Origin of the sequence: Neorhizobium alkalisoli (assembly GCF_007829835.1) — a bacterium.
In the GTDB taxonomy this organism is placed as follows: Bacteria; Pseudomonadota; Alphaproteobacteria; order Rhizobiales; family Rhizobiaceae; genus Neorhizobium.
Map to the genome: position 1 here is coordinate 704,328 of NZ_VIWP01000002.1, position 17,231 is coordinate 721,558.

A 17,231-nucleotide genomic window follows, 5' to 3' on the forward strand; every position below is an offset into this window, starting at 1 on the left:
GGCGTCAGAGCCTGCCGTCAGCGGCAAAATCGGCGGTGGCGAAACCGAGCCGCATGGGCGGGAAATCGCGGATAGCCTGAATGCCGGCGCGAGACAGGCGGATGCGCCAGGTCTGGCGTTCGGTCGGCTCGCTTGCGGCAAAACCCTTTGCCGTCAGCAGGGCGACATTCACCCCTCCCCCCGGATCACGCACCGAGCGATAGAGGATCGCCTCGGCGCCAGCCTCCCGGGCGGTATCGGCAAGCGCCTGGCAGGCGGTATAATCGCGCCGGTCCTCCCAGAAGGTACGATCGCGATCGAGCGGCGGCAGCGTCAGGTCGATGCCGAAACCGGTTTCGATCGGCACGGCGAAGGCGGAATATTCGGCAGCATTGGCTGGAAGCGGCGTTGCCGGCGATTCGGCAAAGAAAAGCAGCCGGTAAAAGGCCATTTCGGCAACCGCGGTTTCGATCCGGGCGGCCGCATAAAAGACGCCGAGCGTCTTGCCGGCGCGCCGGAAACGCGAGCCGTAGGGATAGGCGGCGGCATAACGGAACGGGGTTTTAAGGAGATAATCCAGCCCCTCGCATTCCGGCGGGAAAGCAGGTTTCGTCTCTTCCAGCAGCGTTTCCAGAAGTGCCTGCTCCTCCACCGTATCGACGAGCTTCATTGTCGAGACACGGTGCTGTGCCTCGACGAGCCGCCAGAAGACGCCGGAGACGGTGCGGAACTCAGACGAGAGCGCGGCGGGCGTCCAGATAGGCAAGGACATCGGTCAGGCCGGATATGGAAAGGATCTTTTCGGCGGGAATGCCGCCGAGTGCGGTGTTTTCATTGCGCAGCCAGCTACGCGCCACTGCCTCGTCACCGCCGGAAATCGCATCCAGAGAACGGAACAGGCGGATGAAGAGAAGCGCCAGTTCATACGGCTTGCTGCCCTTTTCGAGCAGATGATCGAGCCGTTTCATGCGCGATACGGAGGCTTCCGAGACGCCGATGACGCCGGCAAGGGCGCGGGCATTCAATCCCAGCCGCTCGGCTGCGACGGTCGCGGCCTTGGTGACCACCTGGCCCTCGGATATGGCGAGAGGCTCTCTTTGCTGCTGCAAACCCATGGCAATTTCCTTTCCCAAGAAAGAAATAGCAGGGATCTACATAAAATTCAAGGAAGCGACCGAAGCCGCTTCCCTGATTGTCTTTACAGATCTGCTTGTCCGCCCGACAGGGCGAGTTTGTCAGGCGAGCTTGACCGGCACTTCGGTCGAGGTGCGCATGGCGTGGCTGTAAGGGCAGACGATATGAGCCTTGGCAATCAGGTCTTCCGCGACGGCGCGATCGACGCCCGGGATATCGACGAGGAGCGACACTTCGATGCCGAAACCGGTGCCATCATCACGCGGGCCGATGCCGACGGTTGCGGTGACCTTGGCGTCTTCCGGGATCTTTACCTTGGCCTGACCGGCGACGAACTTCAGCGCGCCGAGGAAGCAGGCCGAATAACCGACCGAGAAGAGCTGTTCCGGATTGGTGCCGGTGGCGCCATCACCGCCAAGTTCCTTCGGAACCGTCAGCGTGACATCGAGAACGCCGTTTTCAGAAGCGCCGTGGCCAGCGCGACCGCCGGTGGCGGAACCCTTGGTGGTGTAGAGAATAGCCATGATCGATACTCCTTGGTTTAAAAATTTGTCCGCAATTCAATTGCGCACAATCTAATTACGCGCATTGAAATCTGCCGTCAAGCCTGCGATATTGTGTTTGAGGAAAAAACTTAGGTCACGAGAGCGTGACGTCAGGACCCGCCATGTCGAAAAATGCGCAGACAGTTGCCCCGGAACCGCCGATCAAGATCGATGCCATGCTCTGCTTTGCGATCTATGGCGCGGCGCATGCCTTTACCCGCACCTATAAGCCGCTACTCGAGCCGCTTGGCCTCACCTATCCGCAATATCTGGTGATGGTGGCGCTCTGGGAGGAGGATGCACAGACGGTGAAGGCGCTCGGCGAACGCCTCGGCCTCGATTCCGGCACGCTGTCGCCGCTGCTGAAACGGCTGGAACAGGCAGGCCTCGTCGCCCGAAAGCGCAATCGCGAGGACGAGCGGCAGGTCAATGTGCATCTGACGGAACAGGGGCTGACGATGAAGGCCGAGGCCGCATCGGTGACCGCGAATATCGGCAAGGCGATCGGCTGCAGCCTCGACGAGGCCGTGGCGCTGCGGGATGCGGTAAATGCGCTGAAGGGGCGGCTTGACGGGGCGGAGTAAGGCGAAAGATCCAGCCTCCATGAAAAAAGGCCGCAATCGCTGCGGCCTTTTCCATGTCTTGATCGCTGTGCGCCAGGCTTACTGCCAGACGACGATCCGCGCCTTCTGCGGCACGCGGTCGTAGAGATCGATAATGTCCTGGTTCATCAGGCGCACGCAGCCGGACGAGACGGCTTTGCCGATTGAATTCCATTCCGGATTGCCGTGCAGGCGATAAAGCGTGTCCTGGCCATTCTGGAAGATATAGAGCGCGCGGGCACCGAGCGGGTTCAAGAGGCCCGGCGGCATGCCGCCATTCTTCGACGAATATTTGATGAGCTCCGGCTGGCGGGCGACCATTTCGTCCGGCGGGGTCCATTTCGGCCACTTTTGGCGCCACTGGATGACGCCCTCGCCCGACCACGAAAAACCCTCGCGGCCGATGCCGACGCCGTAACGCATGGCGCTGCCGCCTTCTTCGACCAGATAAAGGAAACGCGACGGCGTATCGACAACGATCGTGCCGGGACGTTCGCCGGTCGGATCGACGACGCGCTGGCGGTAATAGCGCGGATTGATCTTCTGGTAGGGAATGGCCGGAATGTGGAAACCGCCATCATCGACGGCGGCATACATGGAGGCGGCATCGACGGAGCCGGCCGCATCCGGGCTGCGGAACGTGACGCCGTCACGATAGCTGATGATGGAGCCGCCCGGACCGGGTGCTGCGGTGGAAGCACAGCCGGCCAGCGTGGACGCGGCACCGACGCCCATCAGCGACAGGAGGCCCCGGCGGGATAAACGGATATCTGAGATCATGTGAGGCAGGACCACCCAAGAGAAACGCAACGAAATGCTCAAAAGCACATTTAAACGGCGCCATCCCCAAAAGGTTCCGATTCGCCGTCCCCGAGATTTGAGAATAGGCCGCCGGTCATTAACCAACCATTCACGACAAGACACGCCGGTTCACACCGGCGCGATCCCCACACAAGAAAAAGGCCCGCGGATCGCAAGATCCACAGGCCCAAAACTGTCTAGACGAGCGGCTTTTCCAGCCACTTTCGTTGCATAGCTCAGATGACGACGATCGGCGTGCCGCTCGGGACGCGGTCGAACAGGTCGATCACATCCTGATTGAGCATGCGCACGCAACCGGACGAGGTCGCCTTGCCGACGGACTGCCAGTCCGGCGTGCCGTGGACGCGGTAAAGCGTGTCGCGGCCGTTCTGGAAGATGTAGAGCGCGCGGGCGCCGAGCGGGTTGTTGAGGCCGGGTGTCGCGCCGCCGGCGGCAGCCGAGAAGGGGCGCAGGTCCGGCTGGCGGTCGACCATTTCATCGGGCGGCGTCCAGCGCGGCCATTTCGCCTTGCGTTGGATGACGCCACGGCCGCTCCAGGCAAAACCGGCCTTGCCGAGACCGACACCATAACGGATCGCCTTGCCGCCGGTCTGGACGAGATAGAGGTAATGCGAGCGGGTATCGACAACGATCGTGCCGGGCGCTTCGGTCGTCTGGTAATCGACATCCTGGCGCAGAAAACGCTGGTCGATGCGCGAATAGGGAATGGCCGGGAGCGTGTGGCCGTCATCGCGGATCATCGCATACATGGTGCGGTGAACCGGGTTGGAAACCGGCAGGCCATAGGTCTGGTGGAACTGCGTCTGGTAAAGTTCCCGGCGCTGCGGGATCGGCTCACGCTTCTGTTTAGCCTGTTCCTGTACCGGATCGATACCGACCGGCGCATTGAAGACCGGCATGGTTTCCTGCACGAAGACATCCGGATTCATCCGGCTCGTATCGGTCACAAAGGGAACCTGGCAGCCGGCAAGCGTGGCGGCTGCAACGAGACCGGCGATCGGGCTCAAAACCCTACGGAAAGATTTGGCTGAATATGGCATGGAGCCCCGCTTACGGCAGATGACGTCTGGCCCATGAATGGCAGGCGCGGCTGGCGCGAGGCTGGATTGAAACGGTTATGTTCATCCGGGCGAACCTATGCGGCAAGAAACCCCTCCCCACCCTCCCCACAAGGGGGAGGGCTTAACCCGGCGGGCCCGCTGAAACTCAAATTGAGGCAGGACGGTTGCCGCGAGTTTTCTCCCCCCTTGTGGGGGAGATGACCGGCAGGCCAGAGAGGGCTTTTCTTTCAAGCCCCCGATTGCCTTCACCTCACTTCCAGCTCTTAAAATCCGCCGCAGCACATCCATAAGGCGCCGGGCCATTGCCGAAGCGTTTCTGCAGCTCGCCGCAGCCCCAGCGGTTCATCGGTGCGGGCATGACGTTGTTCAATTCCATGCCGATCTGGTTGTACTGGGTTTCGGAACTGGTGACATACCAGACCCAGAAGCCGAGAAGGCCGATGATGAAGAGCAGAATGACGGCGAAGAAAGTGACGATGCCGCGCAGGATCCTTGGCATGCGTTTTGGCGCATTCAACGTGATCATGCCGCCATAGGGCGCCAGTTCCGCCTCGATCGGGTCGAGGATCGCCCGGCGTTCCTCCTCCGTCAGTTCCAGCCGGTCGAGCTTGCTGTCGAGCAGGACCGGCAGCGGCGCGCGGCCGTGGCGCACGGCAAGGCCGACGGCCTGGCTGCCCTTGGTATTGCCGGGCTTGCGGCCCTTGCCTTCCGTCAGCCCGATGATCAGCGGCTCTTCGCCCGGCGCAAAATGCGTATGGGCGGCGCGGTTCGTCCTGTGACTCGACAGCTTGTCGGCATAGGTGACAGCGAGGCCGCGGCGGCTGCGGTCGAAAGCGGTGATCTCGACCGGAATGGCGGTGAGTTCAGCCGGATGCCGCAACATGCGACGGACGCGGCCGGCGCGAAAGGCCTGAAAGAGAAGGCCTATTGCGACGGCGACCATGATCAGCACGATGGCGGCAAGCGAGATCACCCGGTTCCACAGCTTGTCGAGACCGATCGTCAGCGTGGCGAGTTCCGGCTTCTCGGAAGAGATCACCATGTCGGTCTCGTAATCGCCGACATGCAGGTCTACGAAAAACAGCTCGACATCGCGCTCGTAATGCTTGCCGTTGTAATCATAGGCGAGATGCGCCTCGCAATCGGTGAAGACACCCTTGCGCGTCGTGCAGCGGCCATCGCGGATATTGCCGTCCTGAAGCACCAGCGGATGTTTGCTGATCTCAAGATCCTTGATCAGATCCGGCGCCTGCCAGAAGGCGATCAGGCCGGCAAAAACCAGCATCATCACCGTCAGGAACGCGTAACCGCGCGGCGGCTGAATGACATTTCCCCGAACCGCGACGGGGCGGCTCGGAAACGAAATACCTGAAAATGACATGACCCTCTCCAATGTCCCTCAATATAGAAGACCCGGCGAACCCCTCCGGCAGGCCCTCTTCGTCAAAAAATCAGTCCTCCCCGCCATCGATCATGGCGGCGAGCGTCGACAGCCGGTCGGCATCGCGTGGCAGCTTGTCCTGGCGCAGGCGCGCGATGCGCGGAAAGCGCATGGCGACGCCGGACTTGTGGCGTGTCGAGCGGTTGATGCCCTCGAAGGCGACTTCCAGCACGAAGCCAAAATCCTTTTCGGCGCGCACGGCACGCACCGGCCCGAACCGCTCCACCGTGTTGTCGCGCACGAACTTGTCGAGGATTTCGAGCTCGGCATCAGTAAAGCCGAAATAGGCCTTGCCGACCGGTACGAGCTGGTCGCCCTCGGGCGTCTCTGTCCAGACGCCGAAGGTGAAATCGGAATAATAACTCGAGCGCTTGCCATGGCCGCGCTGCGCGTAAAGCATGACCGCATCGATATTGTAGGGATCGCGCTTCCACTTGAACCACAGGCCCTTCAGTCGGCCGGCCTGATACGGGCTGTCCTTCTTCTTGATCATCACCCCTTCGATGACCGGATCGGGTGGCGCCTTGCGCAGGGTGTCGAGTTCGTTCCAGCTCGTGAAGGAGACGAGGTCGGAGAGATCGAAACGGTCATGCGGCGCATGTTCGATGATTTTGGCGAGGCGCTCGCGGCGCTCGAGAAAGGTTTTGGCGCGGATGTCGTCGTCACCCTGGAAGAGGAGATCATAGGCGCGCACGAAGGCCGGATAATCCTCCGTCATTTTGGCCGTTACCGTTTTCCGGTTCAGCCGCTGCTGCAGGTCAGAGAAGGTGCGGGTCGGGTTGTTGGAGCGCTTTGTGCCGCCGACCAAAAGCTCGCCATCGACGACGCCGTCGAAATCGATCGCCTCGACCACATCCGGGAAAGCGCCGGTAATGTCATCGCCGGAGCGGGAATAGAGCTTTTTCGTGCCAACGAAACTCGACATCTGCACGCGAATTCCGTCCCATTTCCATTCTGCGGCGTAATCGGCTGGATCGAGCTTTTCGAGATCGCCATCCTCGACCGGATTGGCGAGCATGACAGAGTGGAAGATAGCGGGCGTTGCGAGAACCGGCTTCTCCGCCCTGCCCTCGAGCCAGGCGAAGAGTTCCACATAGGGCGGGGTGAGGCCGTGCCAGAGGGTCTCGATCTCGGTAACGTCTTTTCCGGACATGTCCGACAAAGCCTGCTTGGCAAGCCTTGCCGAAACACCGATCCGGAGCGCGCCTGTGACGAGTTTCAGGAAGGCGAAACGCGCCGAGGGATCGAGATGATCGAGCAGATCGCGGACGGCGGAACGGACTTCGGTGCGGCCGAGTGCATTCATGCGGGTGACGACCTGTGACAGCCGCGGCTGTTCGGCGTCGGTTGTGTCGTCCTTCTCCCGGCCATCCCAGACGAGCGCGATGGTTTCGGCGAGGTCGCCGACATAGTCGTAGGAATACTGGAAGAGGACGGGGTCGAGCTTTTCCAGCACCAGTTCGCGCAGCATGGCCGGCTTGACGCTTTTCAGGTCGAGTGCGCCGGCAAGGGCGGCGAGGCCGTAACCGCGGTCGGGATCAGGGGTGTCGCGAAAATAGTCGGCGAGGAGTTTGAGCTTGCCGTTGCGCGAGGGGGTGAGGACGAGGCGGTCCAGGAGGGTGGCGAAGGGTTTCATGGGCGGTACAAACCTCGCGTCATGCCCCTCACCCTAACCCTCTCCCCGTCTTGACGGGGAGAGGGGACATGCCCCGATCGAGGCAGCGAGCGCGCGGCAAGTGTCCTTCTCCCCGCAAGCGGGGAGAAGGTGCCCGGCAGGGCGGATGAGGGGCAAACTTTGTAGCTCATCCTCAATCCCCCTCATCCTCATAACCCACCAGATGCAGCGGCCTGGCCGGAATGCCCTTCAGCTCGCACCAGCGCACCAGCGCCTCCTCACGACCATGGGTAACCCAGACTTCAGAGGGGCCAATCTCGCTGATCGTGTCCAGAAGTTCCGGCCAGTCGCAATGGTCGGAAATGACGAGCGGCAGTTCGACGCCGCCCTGTTTGGCGCGCTGGCGCACCATCATCCAGCCGGAGGCAAAGGCGATCAGCGGTTCGTTGAAGCGTCGCGCCCAGCGATCCTGAAAGGCCGAGGGCGGGCCGACGACGACGGCGCCCTTGAACAGATCGGGTGTGCTTTTTTCGATCGTCGCGGGGCGGATGTCGCCGAGTTCCACCCCCTGCCCGACATAATAGTCGCAGAGCTTTGCCAGCGCACCATGGATATAGATCGGCTGGTCATAGCCGCAATCGCGGATCAGCCGGATCACCCTTTGCGCCTTGCCCAGCGCATAGGCCCCGATCAGGTGGCTGCGTTCGGGAAACTGTTTGAGCGAGGTGAGCAGCTTACCTATCTCGCCCTTCGGATCGGGATGGTGGAAAACCGGCAGGCCAAACGTCGCCTCGGTGATGAAGACATCGCAGGACAGCGGTTCGAACGGCGCGCAGGTCGGGTCGATACCGCGCTTGTAATCGCCCGAGACGACGATCTTCAAGCCGTCCTTTTCGATGGCGATCTGGGCCGAGCCGATGACATGGCCGGCCGGATGAAAGCTCACCTTGACGCCATCGAGATCGATCACCTCGCCCCATGCGGCCGCCTGTTCTTCCCCGCAGAAATCCTCGCCGTAACGAATACGCATGACATCGAGCGTCTGGCGGGTGGCCAAAACCTTGGCGTGACCCGAGCGGGCATGATCGGAATGGCCATGTGTGATCAGCGCCCGCTCAACGGGACGCACCGGATCGACGTAAAAGCGGCCAATCGGGCAGAACAGCCCGGCAGGGGTGGGGTGAAGCAGCGCCTCTGGTTTCATCGGCCAGAAGATAGGCCGCGAGGCGCCGCTTGGAAGGGTTTTATGCCGCGTTCTTTTCAACCACGGGCGGCGTGACCGGCGCGGCCGGCAGTCTTGCCGGCGGCAGACGTTTCGGCTTCAGGCAAAGAGCGGCGATCAGGCCGATTGCGGCAATAGCAGTCGCCGTCAGGAAGAGCGGCGTGAAGGCGCCGTAATAGACGGTCGCGATCGCCATCCGCGAGCTTTCCGGCAGCTCGGCCATCAGTTTTGGCGTCAGCGCAGCGATATCCGGCACGCCGGGGATTTCGACGGTGACGCCTTTGAGCGACATACCGATGATGGCGCCATAGACCGAAATCGCGATCGAGGCACCGCCCATGCGCATCAGCGTCACGGCACCGGTGGCGGCTCCGATATCCGAACGCGGCGCCGAATTCTGCACGCCGATGATCGGCGCCTGCTGGCCGAAACCGATCGCCATGCCCTGCAGCAGCAGCAGACCGGCGATGACATAAAGCGGCGTATGCGGGCCGATCTGCGATATCGCAAACAGGCAGGAGACATTCATCGTCAGGCCGATGATCGAAAACGGCTTGTAGCGGCCGGTGATCGAGATCAGCCGCCCGGCAGACATGGAGCCGATGACGATGCCGCCGGTCAGCCCGATGAAGAACAGGCCGGCCGTGGACGGCGAAAGGCCGGTCGTCGTCTGCAGGAAAAGCGCGTAATAATTGACCATGCCGATCGCGATCGCACCCGAGCAGAGGGTGACGATCAGGTAGAGCGAGAAGGTCGAATCCCGGAACAGTTTCAGCGGGATGATCGGCTCGGGCACGCGCGATTCCACAAACGTCCAGAGGCCGGCGCAGACGATGCCGAAGGCGAGAACGCCAAGGGCTGCGGGGGCAACCATGGAGCCAAAGATCTGGCGGCTGTCGGCCCAGGCGACAAGGCTGGCAATGGTGGCGGCGAGAAGAACGGCGCCGGCATAATCGATCTTCGGGCGACGCTGCGGGCGTCGATAGGGCAGAAGCAGGGCAATGCCGGAAACGACGATGACGCCGATCGGCACGTTGATCAGGAAGATCGAACGCCAGCCGAACAAGTCGCTCATCGTGCCGCCGAGAACCGGGCCGATACTTCCCGAGGCCATGATCATCAGGCTGGAATAGCTCTGGTACTTTGCCCGCTCGCGCGGTTCGAACAGGTCGGCATTGATGGAGAAGATCGACACCATGATGCCGCCGCCGCCAAGGCCCTGCAGGATGCGGGCGGCAACGAGGCTGTCCATCGACCATGCGAAACCGCAGACAACCGATCCGACGGTGAAAAGGATGATGGCAAACAGCATCACATATTTGCGGCCGAACAGATCACCGAGCTTGCCATAGATCGGCATGACGGCGCTGGTCGCGAGAAGGAAGGCGGACGTGACCCAGCCAAAGCGCTCCATCTGGCCGAACTCGCCGACGATGGTCGGGAGCGCCGTCGAGACGATCTGGTTGTCGAGCGTCGCCATGAACAGCGCCGCCATCAGAAACCAGAACACGGCCAGTTTCTGCCGGTGGTCGGCAACGAGGGGCTCGAATGCAGGCGGGGCGGCAGGAGCGGAAACAGATGAAGACGCTGCCGCTTGGCCAGAGGTGTTGGCCGCGGAAGCAGCCGGGCGGGACATGTCCATGAAGATCCATCCAAGGTTCTCTGGATTTATGTGCTTTCAGCATATAATTGTCAATGGCATGCTTATGTGATTTGCAAGAATGCATTGAAACCCGCTTGCCGGCTCTGATAAGCTGCGGAGATGAAAGCGATGACCGACACTGTTTTGCCAATAACGCCTGCTGCGACCGACGCCGTGGAGGACCTGACGCGCATCAGCGAGACGCTGGGCCGGTTCCGCATGCTGATGGGGCGGCGGATGATTGCCCGCACGGCAATTGCCAATACCGTGCCGGGCCTAGACCTGTCGCATCTGGATGCACTGGACGTGATGCAGCGGATCGAGGGTGAAGTGACGGTGGGTGCGATCGCCGAGGCGATGCGCATGGATCCTTCACGCGGCAGCCGGATCGTTGCCGAACTCGTATCGCGCGGCGTGCTGCGCCGTGATGCCTCGCAGCAGGATGGACGGCGTTCGCTGCTGGTGATGACGGAGCTTGGCTGCCGGCTGCAGGCCGAGCGCAGGGCCGTGAAGGCTTCGGTTCTCGAGGAAGTGCTGGATGGATGGTCAGAAGAAGAGCTTGCCGCCTTCTCCCACCTGTTCGAGAAATTCATCGGCCGCTTCGAGACCACCTATCTCTATGCCAGCAGAACGGAAGGCGGCGAAGCCGAGCTTACCGGAACACGCTAGAATTCAGGCACATAAGCAGAGCGTGTCGCGGCCGGACTGCTTTGCCTCGTACATGGCGCGGTCGGCCGCGGCCAGAAGGCCTTCCGGATTGTCTCCATCGCGCGGGAAAAAGGCAACGCCCATGCTGGAGGTCACGACGATGCTTTCGCCTTCGATCGTGATCGGGCGGCAGATGACATTGCGGATATCGCCGAGCCGGCGGAGGATCGCCTCCTCGTCATGATCGGGATTGCTGAAGACGATGGCGAATTCGTCTCCCCCCAGCCTGACGACGATATCGCTGGCGCGGATCGAGCCGGCAATCCGCGAGGCCAGCACTTTCAGCACCTCGTCGCCGGCAGCATGGCCGAGCGTATCATTGACCGGCTTGAAATTGTCGAGATCGATATAAACGACCACGACCTTGCGGGCCTCGCGACGCGCCTGCACGAGCGCATGGTTGAACTGCGCCCAGAACAGCGCCCGGTTGGGAAGCCCGGTCAGCGGATCATGATGCGCCATGTGCTGGATGCGGTCTTCATTGCGGGCACGCTCGATGGCGATGCCGGCAATATCGGTCGCCATGGCCATCAGTTCCGTTTCCAGCTTCGTCGGCGTGCGCGGGCCGGCGGAATAAAGACCGATCGTGCCGAGCACGCGCCCCTCCGGCCCCATGATGGGGGTGGACCAGCAGGAGCCGAGTTCGAACATGATTGCGAACTCGCGAAATGGCTCCCAGAGCGGATCGGACAGGATATCGCAGGCAATCACCGGCGAACGCCGCCAGGCGGCCGTGCCGCATGATCCGTGGAATGGTCCGATCTCCAGACCCTCGGTCAGCTTGACGAAGGCCGGCGGCAGGCTGGGGGATGCGGCACTCGACAAATGGCGCTCATCCTCATCGAGAAACATGACCGAGGCCATGATGCCATCGAGTTCCTCTTCGATGAGATGGACGAGCGCATGCAGGACGCTGCCGAGCGGCTGGCCGCGGGCGATCATTTCCAAAAGCCGCGCATGGCCGTGGCGAAGCTTTTCCTGCCGCTTGCGCTCGGTAATATCCTGCGAAATGCGGATGACGCCGACGATCTGGCCATCCTGGTCATGAAGCGGCATTCTGGACGTCGTCATCCAGAGGATACGGCCATCGCGCAGCCGGACGGCTTCTTCCATGCCGGTAACGGCCTGACCGGTCGACATCACTTCCTGCTCGATCGCGAAGAAGCCGGAGGCAACATCCTCGTCGAGGAGGTCAAAATCGGTCTTGCCGACCAGAGCGGGCCGCGAAATGCCGACATTGCGGATGACGGCTGCGTTGGCGAAGACATAACGGCTGCGGCGATCCTTGACGGCGATCGAATCCGGCAGCTGGTCGAGAAGCCTTGCGGTGTGAAGTTCGGGCGCTGTGGCGCCGGCATCGATATCGCGCTCGGTAGCAATACGCAGAAGGCGGCTGCAAAGCTCTTCGAGTGGATCCGAAGCCAGCAGATCCGAAGACTGATCGAAATCCGCGCTGCCTGCCGGTGAATTCACCATTCGCCCCTCCCCTTGCTCTAAAATTCGAACACTGCAGCCCAACGAATACGCGGCATCGGCGGATTTCCTTGATCCTGAGCAAAAGAGCATGTCGATTTCCCATTTCCAAGATGGAGGAGGACGCGATCCCAACTATGTTGAGCCCACCCGTGCCGAAACAATGCAAAAGCTGTGGCATGGAAAATGCCTGTTAAACCGCCAAGGAGAGATGTGGATGATTTCGAGACGAAAGATCCTTGGACTGATCGCAACAGGCGGTGCTGCAGGCCTGTTGCCGCTTGCTGCCACGGCCGCGCCGGCACGAATCGCCACCGTCGACCTGCGCGGTTCGATCGATGCGCGCGACCATGGCGTAACGCCGGATGGCGGTGACAAGGCGAGCCGCAAGCTTGCCGATGTGATCAAGAAGGCGGCCGCGCAGAACATGCCGGTCTATCTGCCGCCCGGCAATTACCAGGTTTCGGGCCTCGATCTGCCGGACAATACCCGCATCGTCGGCGTCGCGGGCGCCTCGCGGATCGTCTATTCCGGCGACGGTTTTCTGATGCGGGCGGACGGCGCGAAGCGGATCGAGCTTTCCAATCTCGTGATCGATGGCGCCCAGCGCTGGCTCGACGACCAGAACCCGGCGCTCCTGCATTTCCTTGGCGTCGATGATCTTTACCTCGACAATTGCGAGATTTCCGGTTCGCGCAAGACCGGCCTGCAGCTTGAACGCTGCGGCGGGCGGATCGAACGGTGCCAGATCTCCGGCGCTGCCGAATATGGTCTCTACGCGGTCGAGAGCCGCGGGCTTTCGGTGACCGGCAATAGCGTCTCCGATTGCGGCAATGGCGGCATTCTCATCCATCGCTGGACCAAGGCCGAGGATGGCACGATCGTCACCGGCAACCGGCTCTCCAATATCGGTGCGACCCGCGGCGGCACCGGCCAGTATGGCAATGCGATCAACCTGTTTCGCGCCGACAATGTGATGGTGAGCGGCAACCACATTACCCGGTCGGCCTTTTCGGCGATCCGCGCCAACAGCGCCTCCAACGCCCAGATCGCCAACAACCAGTGTTTTGGCTCGGGCGAGACGGCAATCTATGCGGAATTCGCCTTCGAGGGGGCGATGGTGTCGGGCAATATCGTCGATGGCGCCGCGAACGGCATTTCCGTCGTCAATTTCAACGAGGGCGGCAGGCTGGCAACGATCGCCAACAATATCGTCCGCAACCTGTCTGCGACCGGCCCTTACAAGCTCGACGAGGCGATTTTCGGCGTCGGCATTTCGGCCGAGGCGGATGCGGCGATCACCGGCAATGTGGTGGAAGGCGTCCCGCTCTGGGGGCTGGCGCTCGGGTTCGGGCCTTATCTGCGAAACCTGGTCGCGAACGGCAACATTGTTCGAGAGGCCGGGATCGGCTGCGCGGTCAGCGTCGTCGAAGGGGCCGGCAATGCGGTCATTACAAACAACCTGTTCCAGGCCTGCCGCAATGGCGGCGTGATCGGTCATCGCTGGAAGGCGGCCGCGACTGGGGAACTTGGCAATGGCAGCAAGCAGTTTGCCAATCTGACGATCGAGATGAACCGGGTGGGGTGAGCGAACGTTGGGTCGGCTCCCAAAGGCTCTCCACCTTTGGGCGGGACTATGCAGTAAGGTACGGGCCTTATTGGCACCGGTTTCAGCCTCCTCTCCTCATTCCTGTGCTTGTCACAGGAATCCAGCCAGCCCAAGTCCTTGGGCTGAAAGGAGTCTCTCTGCGTCGCAGACGCGACGCTGCTGGATCCCTGTGACAAGCACAGGGATGAGGTAATTGGGGCGCCGTCCGCTACCAATCCTCAAGAGTGGTTAATCTCCAGCATCAGAAGATAGTCCACTCGCTCTGGCAGATCAGCAGCACCCTCCATCACAATCCATCAAGCCCAACATATCATTGACGAACCGCCTTCCCCGACTTCTCCTCCTCCATCAGCATGTCGATCCGCTCATCGAGGCGAGCATTGATCTGATCGAGAGTGAGTCCGCGTTCGGGATGAGCTTGCATCTCGTCAAAAGTGGGTGCCACCTGTTCACGCAGCCATTTCTCGATTTCCAGATCATCCGGATCCACCTCGGTATCGTCGGGAAAAAAGAGCTTCAGCAACGCGGCCTGAATAACATCGCTTTCCGACGCATATTCACCGGAAGCCACCTTCGCCCTTACCATCTCCGCAAGTTCGGTCGGTAAGGTTATGACAAGCGACTGTGTACTGGTCATGAGAACGCGCCTCTCAAGATCCACAGAAGGAAATCGACAGGCCAAATCCTATCAAAAACTTTGATCACCGTCCAACGCGCCAGACGCTTCCGTTTTGCCGCGGCGCGCCATAGGTTGCCGCGCATTCATTCACGGGGAGACTTCCATGCTGAAAATCTACGGTGTCTATCGCTCGCGCGCGACGCGGCCGCTCTGGCTTGCGGAAGAGATGGGACTGACGTTCGAACACGTACCGGTCATCCAGGCCTACCGGCTGGCCGAGCCGATGGCGCCGGGTTGCCCCGTCAACACGCTGTCGCCGGAATTTCTCGGCGTCAACCCGATGGGCTCGGTTCCCTCGATCGACGATGACGGTTTCGTTCTGCATGAATCGCTTGCCATCAGCGTCTATCTCGCCCGCAAATATGGCGGCGAACTTGGGCCCAAGGATATTCAGGAAGAAGCGCTGATGATGCAGTGGTCGCTGTTTGCGGCAACCAGCATCGAGACGCCGGCCCTGAAGATTTCGGCAACGATCGCCGGCGGCAAGCAGGATACGGAAGAAGGCAAGGCCGATATCGCCGTGTCCGCCCGCCTCCTGAAGCGCCCGCTCGACGTGCTCGAAAAGCATTTTGCGGCCAATGCCTATGTGCTGGGTGACCGGTTCACGGCAGCCGACGTCAATGTCGCGGAAATCGTCCGTTATGCGCAAGGTTATGCGCCGCTTCTCGACGAACGTCCGGCACTGAAGGCATGGCTGGAAAAATGCCAGGCCCGCCCCGGCTTCAAGGCCATGTGGGACAAGCGCAACGCCGAGCCGGCGTGATTTTCTAAAAAGAGCGGGCCTCGCTGGAACGGTTCAGCGGGGCTCCTGAAATTCGGCAAGTTCGCCGGTCAGCCATTGGTGAAAGGCTTTCACCTTGGCCGGCGGGCGGATGCTGCTGCGGGTGACGAAATAATGTCCGAACCCGGTTGCCGCACGGATGCCGAAGGGTTCGACCAGCCGCCCCTCCCCCAGCGCATAGGCGGCCAGTGTCTGCCAGGCGAGCATCACGCCGCTGCCGGCAATTGCCGCATCGAGGTAGAGCGAGGCCTCGTTGAAGACATGCCGGACATTGACCGGCCGCGGCTCGACACCCGCCGCCTTCAGCCAGACATCCCAGGAAAACATTGCCTGGCCATCGACGATCACGGGCAGGTCAAAGATGTCGGCCGGCTTTTTCAGGCGTTTCGCCAGTGACGGCGCGCAGACGGGAAAGACGAGCTGCGGCAGGAGCGGCTGGGCATCGACGCCCGGCCATTTGCCGAGGCCGACGCGAATGCCGAGATCGACGCCATCCGTGGCGAGATCCGCCAGCGACGAAGTGGCCTCGATCCTGAGGCGGATATCGGGATGGAGTGCTGAAAAACGGTCCAGCCGGTGCACGAGGAAACGCGCGGCAAAGACGGGCGCGACCGAGATGGTGAGAAGGCTGTCATCCCGCCGGCGGCCGATGCCGACGGCTTCGGAAAGCGAGTGAAAGCCGTCACTCAGGCGCAAAAGCATCGGGCGGGCTGCATCGACCGGCACCATGCCGCGCGGCATGCGGTGAAACACGGTCTGGCCGAGCTGCGCCTCGGCCTTGATGACCTGCTGGCTGACGGCGCCGACGGAAACGCCAAGCTCGTCTGCCGCGGCCTGCAGCGAGCCGAGACGGCCCACCGCCTCTAGCGCACGCAGCCCGTTCAGATGCACGAGATTGAGGTTGTTCATATAGATATTCTAAAGGCTCGCCTTTGAGAACTCAATTGAAAATTGTGGCCCGCACGCCCATATGAACCCTGCAAATGAACTCTTATTTGCAAAGGTGATATATGACACCATTCAAGTTTTTCTTGAGCCTGAGGCAGGCACTGACCGCCCCATCCGTCGCAAGCGACGATCCGCTTCTCCACCCTGATCTCAGAGAGATGACCCTGCGCCAGCTGGCGGATCTGCCCTTCCCCGAGGCCTTCTATCGCCCGGCGGCGAAGGCGAGCCTGCGGCCCTCGCCGCCGGTCGTGTTTGCGAAATGCGCCTGAGCGCAAACCGCTGAAAACTCAGGCGGCCTGTTCTTCTGCAAGCACCTGCTGCACGGCCGGGCGGCCGGCGATGAGATCGTAATGCGCCTTGGCGCGCGGAAAATCGTCAAGACTGCCGATATCTTCCTTCAGCCAGCCGGTCATGACGAACAGATAGGCATCGGCAACCGAATAGGTCGAGCCCAGCACATAGGGGCCGGTGAGATAGCCGTTCTCGATCAGAGCAAAGCAGTCGCGCATCGTCTGCGGCACCTTTTGCTTCATGTCGGCGATCGACGTTTCTTCATTCGCCCAGCGCGCGCCGCGGCGGCCATGGGCGTGATTGACGTGGACTGTCGAGGCCAGATAGGCGTTGAAGGCCTGCATTTCGGCAAAACGGAACGGATCGTCCAGCGGCGCCAGTGCCTTTGCCGGGGCCAGTGCAGCGATATAGGCCAGCAGCGCCACGGTTTCCGTCAGCACGCCCTTGTCCGTCACCAGAGCCGGCACGCGGCCTTTCGGATTGATCTTCAGATAGGCTTCCGAACGCTGCTCGCCTTCGGCAAATTTTACGCGCGAGACGGTGTAAGGCAGGCCCGTTTCGGCCAGCGCGATATGGCTGGCGCGCGAGCAGGAGCCGGGCGAGATATAGAGTTTCAATTCGGTCATCGTGTGGGGCCTCTCCATTGATGGAAGGGTTTTAGCACGATGGCCATGACGGT

Annotated in this window: 18 protein-coding genes; 5 read left to right on the forward strand and 13 right to left on the reverse strand. The window is 61.6% G+C overall.

Annotated features, from left to right (window positions below; genetic code table 11):
• Positions 1-4 precede the first annotated feature (4 nt).
• The 3 genes from FHW37_RS09235 to FHW37_RS09245 all read right to left on the reverse strand — a co-directional run bounded on the left by FHW37_RS09235 (position 5) and on the right by FHW37_RS09245 (position 1,637).
• Complete coding sequence (locus FHW37_RS09235; RefSeq protein ID WP_145635283.1) at positions 5-751, reverse strand: RES family NAD+ phosphorylase; 747 nt, start codon at positions 749-751, stop codon at positions 5-7.
• The gene (locus FHW37_RS09240; RefSeq protein ID WP_145635286.1) at positions 711-1,094 is read right to left on the reverse strand and encodes an MbcA/ParS/Xre antitoxin family protein; all 384 of its coding nucleotides are present in this window, start codon (positions 1,092-1,094) and stop codon (positions 711-713) included. The genes FHW37_RS09235 and FHW37_RS09240 overlap by 41 nt, the downstream gene beginning before the upstream one ends.
• Positions 1,095-1,214: 120 nt before the next feature.
• On the reverse strand, positions 1,215-1,637 hold the full coding sequence (locus FHW37_RS09245; RefSeq protein ID WP_145635292.1) for an organic hydroperoxide resistance protein: 423 nt from the start codon (positions 1,635-1,637) through the stop codon (positions 1,215-1,217).
• Positions 1,638-1,780: 143 nt separating this feature from the next.
• Between FHW37_RS09245 and FHW37_RS09250 the strand changes: the two genes are divergently transcribed.
• The gene (locus FHW37_RS09250; protein WP_145635293.1) at positions 1,781-2,242 is read left to right on the forward strand and encodes a MarR family winged helix-turn-helix transcriptional regulator; all 462 of its coding nucleotides are present in this window, start codon (positions 1,781-1,783) and stop codon (positions 2,240-2,242) included.
• A gap of 78 nt (positions 2,243-2,320) precedes the next feature.
• Here the strand turns inward: FHW37_RS09250 and FHW37_RS09255 are convergent, their stop codons facing one another.
• The 6 genes from FHW37_RS09255 to FHW37_RS09280 all read right to left on the reverse strand — a co-directional run bounded on the left by FHW37_RS09255 (position 2,321) and on the right by FHW37_RS09280 (position 9,916).
• Positions 2,321-3,040: a L,D-transpeptidase gene (locus FHW37_RS09255; RefSeq protein ID WP_145635294.1), complete on the reverse strand. Its 720-nt coding sequence runs from the start codon at positions 3,038-3,040 to the stop codon at positions 2,321-2,323.
• A gap of 257 nt (positions 3,041-3,297) precedes the next feature.
• Complete coding sequence (locus FHW37_RS09260) at positions 3,298-4,122, reverse strand: L,D-transpeptidase (protein WP_145635295.1); 825 nt, start codon at positions 4,120-4,122, stop codon at positions 3,298-3,300.
• 271 nt (positions 4,123-4,393) lie between these two features.
• Positions 4,394-5,524 carry a hypothetical protein gene (locus FHW37_RS09265; protein ID WP_145635296.1) on the reverse strand — a complete coding sequence of 377 codons (1,131 nt, stop codon included), beginning with the start codon at positions 5,522-5,524 and terminating at the stop codon, positions 4,394-4,396.
• Between the two features lie 70 nt (positions 5,525-5,594).
• Positions 5,595-7,220 carry a cisplatin damage response ATP-dependent DNA ligase gene (locus tag FHW37_RS09270; protein WP_145635299.1) on the reverse strand — a complete coding sequence of 542 codons (1,626 nt, stop codon included), beginning with the start codon at positions 7,218-7,220 and terminating at the stop codon, positions 5,595-5,597.
• A gap of 172 nt (positions 7,221-7,392) precedes the next feature.
• On the reverse strand, positions 7,393-8,403 hold the full coding sequence (locus tag FHW37_RS09275) for a ligase-associated DNA damage response exonuclease (RefSeq protein ID WP_145635301.1): 1,011 nt from the start codon (positions 8,401-8,403) through the stop codon (positions 7,393-7,395).
• A 40-nt stretch (positions 8,404-8,443) separates the two neighbouring features.
• A complete protein-coding gene (locus FHW37_RS09280; RefSeq protein ID WP_432442843.1) occupies positions 8,444-9,916 on the reverse strand; it encodes an MDR family MFS transporter in 1,473 nt (490 codons plus the stop codon).
• A gap of 276 nt (positions 9,917-10,192) precedes the next feature.
• Between FHW37_RS09280 and FHW37_RS09285 the strand changes: the two genes are divergently transcribed.
• Positions 10,193-10,732, forward strand: a complete 540-nt coding sequence (locus FHW37_RS09285; RefSeq protein ID WP_145635303.1) for a MarR family winged helix-turn-helix transcriptional regulator — start codon at positions 10,193-10,195, stop codon at positions 10,730-10,732.
• A gap of 3 nt (positions 10,733-10,735) precedes the next feature.
• Here FHW37_RS09285 and FHW37_RS09290 read toward each other — a convergent pair whose 3' ends face one another.
• Positions 10,736-12,247 (reverse strand): sensor domain-containing protein, encoded by a 1,512-nt coding sequence (locus FHW37_RS09290; protein WP_186458197.1) that lies wholly within the window; start codon positions 12,245-12,247, stop codon positions 10,736-10,738.
• A 214-nt stretch (positions 12,248-12,461) separates the two neighbouring features.
• Here FHW37_RS09290 and FHW37_RS09295 point away from each other — a divergent pair, with 214 nt between their 5' ends.
• Positions 12,462-13,832 carry a TIGR03808 family TAT-translocated repetitive protein gene (locus tag FHW37_RS09295; RefSeq protein ID WP_145635307.1) on the forward strand — a complete coding sequence of 457 codons (1,371 nt, stop codon included), beginning with the start codon at positions 12,462-12,464 and terminating at the stop codon, positions 13,830-13,832.
• A 331-nt stretch (positions 13,833-14,163) separates the two neighbouring features.
• Here the strand turns inward: FHW37_RS09295 and FHW37_RS09305 are convergent, their stop codons facing one another.
• Entirely contained in the window at positions 14,164-14,490 is a 327-nt protein-coding gene (locus tag FHW37_RS09305; RefSeq protein ID WP_145635312.1) for a ribbon-helix-helix domain-containing protein, read from the reverse strand.
• Between the two features lie 145 nt (positions 14,491-14,635).
• On the opposite strand from FHW37_RS09305, the gene FHW37_RS09310 reads away from it, so the two are divergent.
• Complete coding sequence (locus FHW37_RS09310) at positions 14,636-15,295, forward strand: glutathione S-transferase family protein (protein ID WP_145635314.1); 660 nt, start codon at positions 14,636-14,638, stop codon at positions 15,293-15,295.
• Positions 15,296-15,328: 33 nt separating this feature from the next.
• On the opposite strand, the gene FHW37_RS09320 is transcribed toward FHW37_RS09310, so the two are convergent.
• Complete coding sequence (locus tag FHW37_RS09320) at positions 15,329-16,222, reverse strand: LysR substrate-binding domain-containing protein (RefSeq protein WP_145635316.1); 894 nt, start codon at positions 16,220-16,222, stop codon at positions 15,329-15,331.
• A 101-nt stretch (positions 16,223-16,323) separates the two neighbouring features.
• Between FHW37_RS09320 and FHW37_RS09325 the strand changes: the two genes are divergently transcribed.
• The gene (locus FHW37_RS09325; protein ID WP_145635317.1) at positions 16,324-16,530 is read left to right on the forward strand and encodes a hypothetical protein; all 207 of its coding nucleotides are present in this window, start codon (positions 16,324-16,326) and stop codon (positions 16,528-16,530) included.
• Positions 16,531-16,548: 18 nt separating this feature from the next.
• On the opposite strand, the gene FHW37_RS09330 is transcribed toward FHW37_RS09325, so the two are convergent.
• Entirely contained in the window at positions 16,549-17,178 is a 630-nt protein-coding gene (locus tag FHW37_RS09330) for a glutathione S-transferase family protein (protein WP_145635319.1), read from the reverse strand.
• Positions 17,179-17,231 lie beyond the last annotated feature (53 nt).

What these genes read in the sequence shown, in the direction of transcription:
- FHW37_RS09250 (WP_145635293.1), top strand. Translation starts at nt 1,781, where the DNA reads ATGTCGAAAAATGCGCAGACAGTTGCCCCGGAACCGCCGATCAAGATC.
- FHW37_RS09265 (WP_145635296.1), bottom strand. Translation starts at nt 5,524, where the DNA reads ATGTCATTTTCAGGTATTTCGTTTCCGAGCCGCCCCGTCGCGGTTCGG.
- FHW37_RS09310 (WP_145635314.1), top strand. Translation starts at nt 14,636, where the DNA reads ATGCTGAAAATCTACGGTGTCTATCGCTCGCGCGCGACGCGGCCGCTC.
- FHW37_RS09275 (WP_145635301.1), bottom strand. Translation starts at nt 8,403, where the DNA reads ATGAAACCAGAGGCGCTGCTTCACCCCACCCCTGCCGGGCTGTTCTGC.
- FHW37_RS09240 (WP_145635286.1), bottom strand. Translation starts at nt 1,094, where the DNA reads ATGGGTTTGCAGCAGCAAAGAGAGCCTCTCGCCATATCCGAGGGCCAG.
- FHW37_RS09295 (WP_145635307.1), top strand. Translation starts at nt 12,462, where the DNA reads ATGATTTCGAGACGAAAGATCCTTGGACTGATCGCAACAGGCGGTGCT.
- FHW37_RS09330 (WP_145635319.1), bottom strand. Translation starts at nt 17,178, where the DNA reads ATGACCGAATTGAAACTCTATATCTCGCCCGGCTCCTGCTCGCGCGCC.
- FHW37_RS09260 (WP_145635295.1), bottom strand. Translation starts at nt 4,122, where the DNA reads ATGCCATATTCAGCCAAATCTTTCCGTAGGGTTTTGAGCCCGATCGCC.
- FHW37_RS09290 (WP_186458197.1), bottom strand. Translation starts at nt 12,247, where the DNA reads ATGGTGAATTCACCGGCAGGCAGCGCGGATTTCGATCAGTCTTCGGAT.
- FHW37_RS09305 (WP_145635312.1), bottom strand. Translation starts at nt 14,490, where the DNA reads ATGACCAGTACACAGTCGCTTGTCATAACCTTACCGACCGAACTTGCG.
- FHW37_RS09285 (WP_145635303.1), top strand. Translation starts at nt 10,193, where the DNA reads ATGACCGACACTGTTTTGCCAATAACGCCTGCTGCGACCGACGCCGTG.
- FHW37_RS09325 (WP_145635317.1), top strand. Translation starts at nt 16,324, where the DNA reads ATGACACCATTCAAGTTTTTCTTGAGCCTGAGGCAGGCACTGACCGCC.
- FHW37_RS09320 (WP_145635316.1), bottom strand. Translation starts at nt 16,222, where the DNA reads ATGAACAACCTCAATCTCGTGCATCTGAACGGGCTGCGTGCGCTAGAG.
- FHW37_RS09245 (WP_145635292.1), bottom strand. Translation starts at nt 1,637, where the DNA reads ATGGCTATTCTCTACACCACCAAGGGTTCCGCCACCGGCGGTCGCGCT.
- FHW37_RS09255 (WP_145635294.1), bottom strand. Translation starts at nt 3,040, where the DNA reads ATGATCTCAGATATCCGTTTATCCCGCCGGGGCCTCCTGTCGCTGATG.
- FHW37_RS09270 (WP_145635299.1), bottom strand. Translation starts at nt 7,220, where the DNA reads ATGAAACCCTTCGCCACCCTCCTGGACCGCCTCGTCCTCACCCCCTCG.
- FHW37_RS09235 (WP_145635283.1), bottom strand. Translation starts at nt 751, where the DNA reads ATGTCCTTGCCTATCTGGACGCCCGCCGCGCTCTCGTCTGAGTTCCGC.
- FHW37_RS09280 (WP_432442843.1), bottom strand. Translation starts at nt 9,916, where the DNA reads ATGGCGGCGCTGTTCATGGCGACGCTCGACAACCAGATCGTCTCGACG.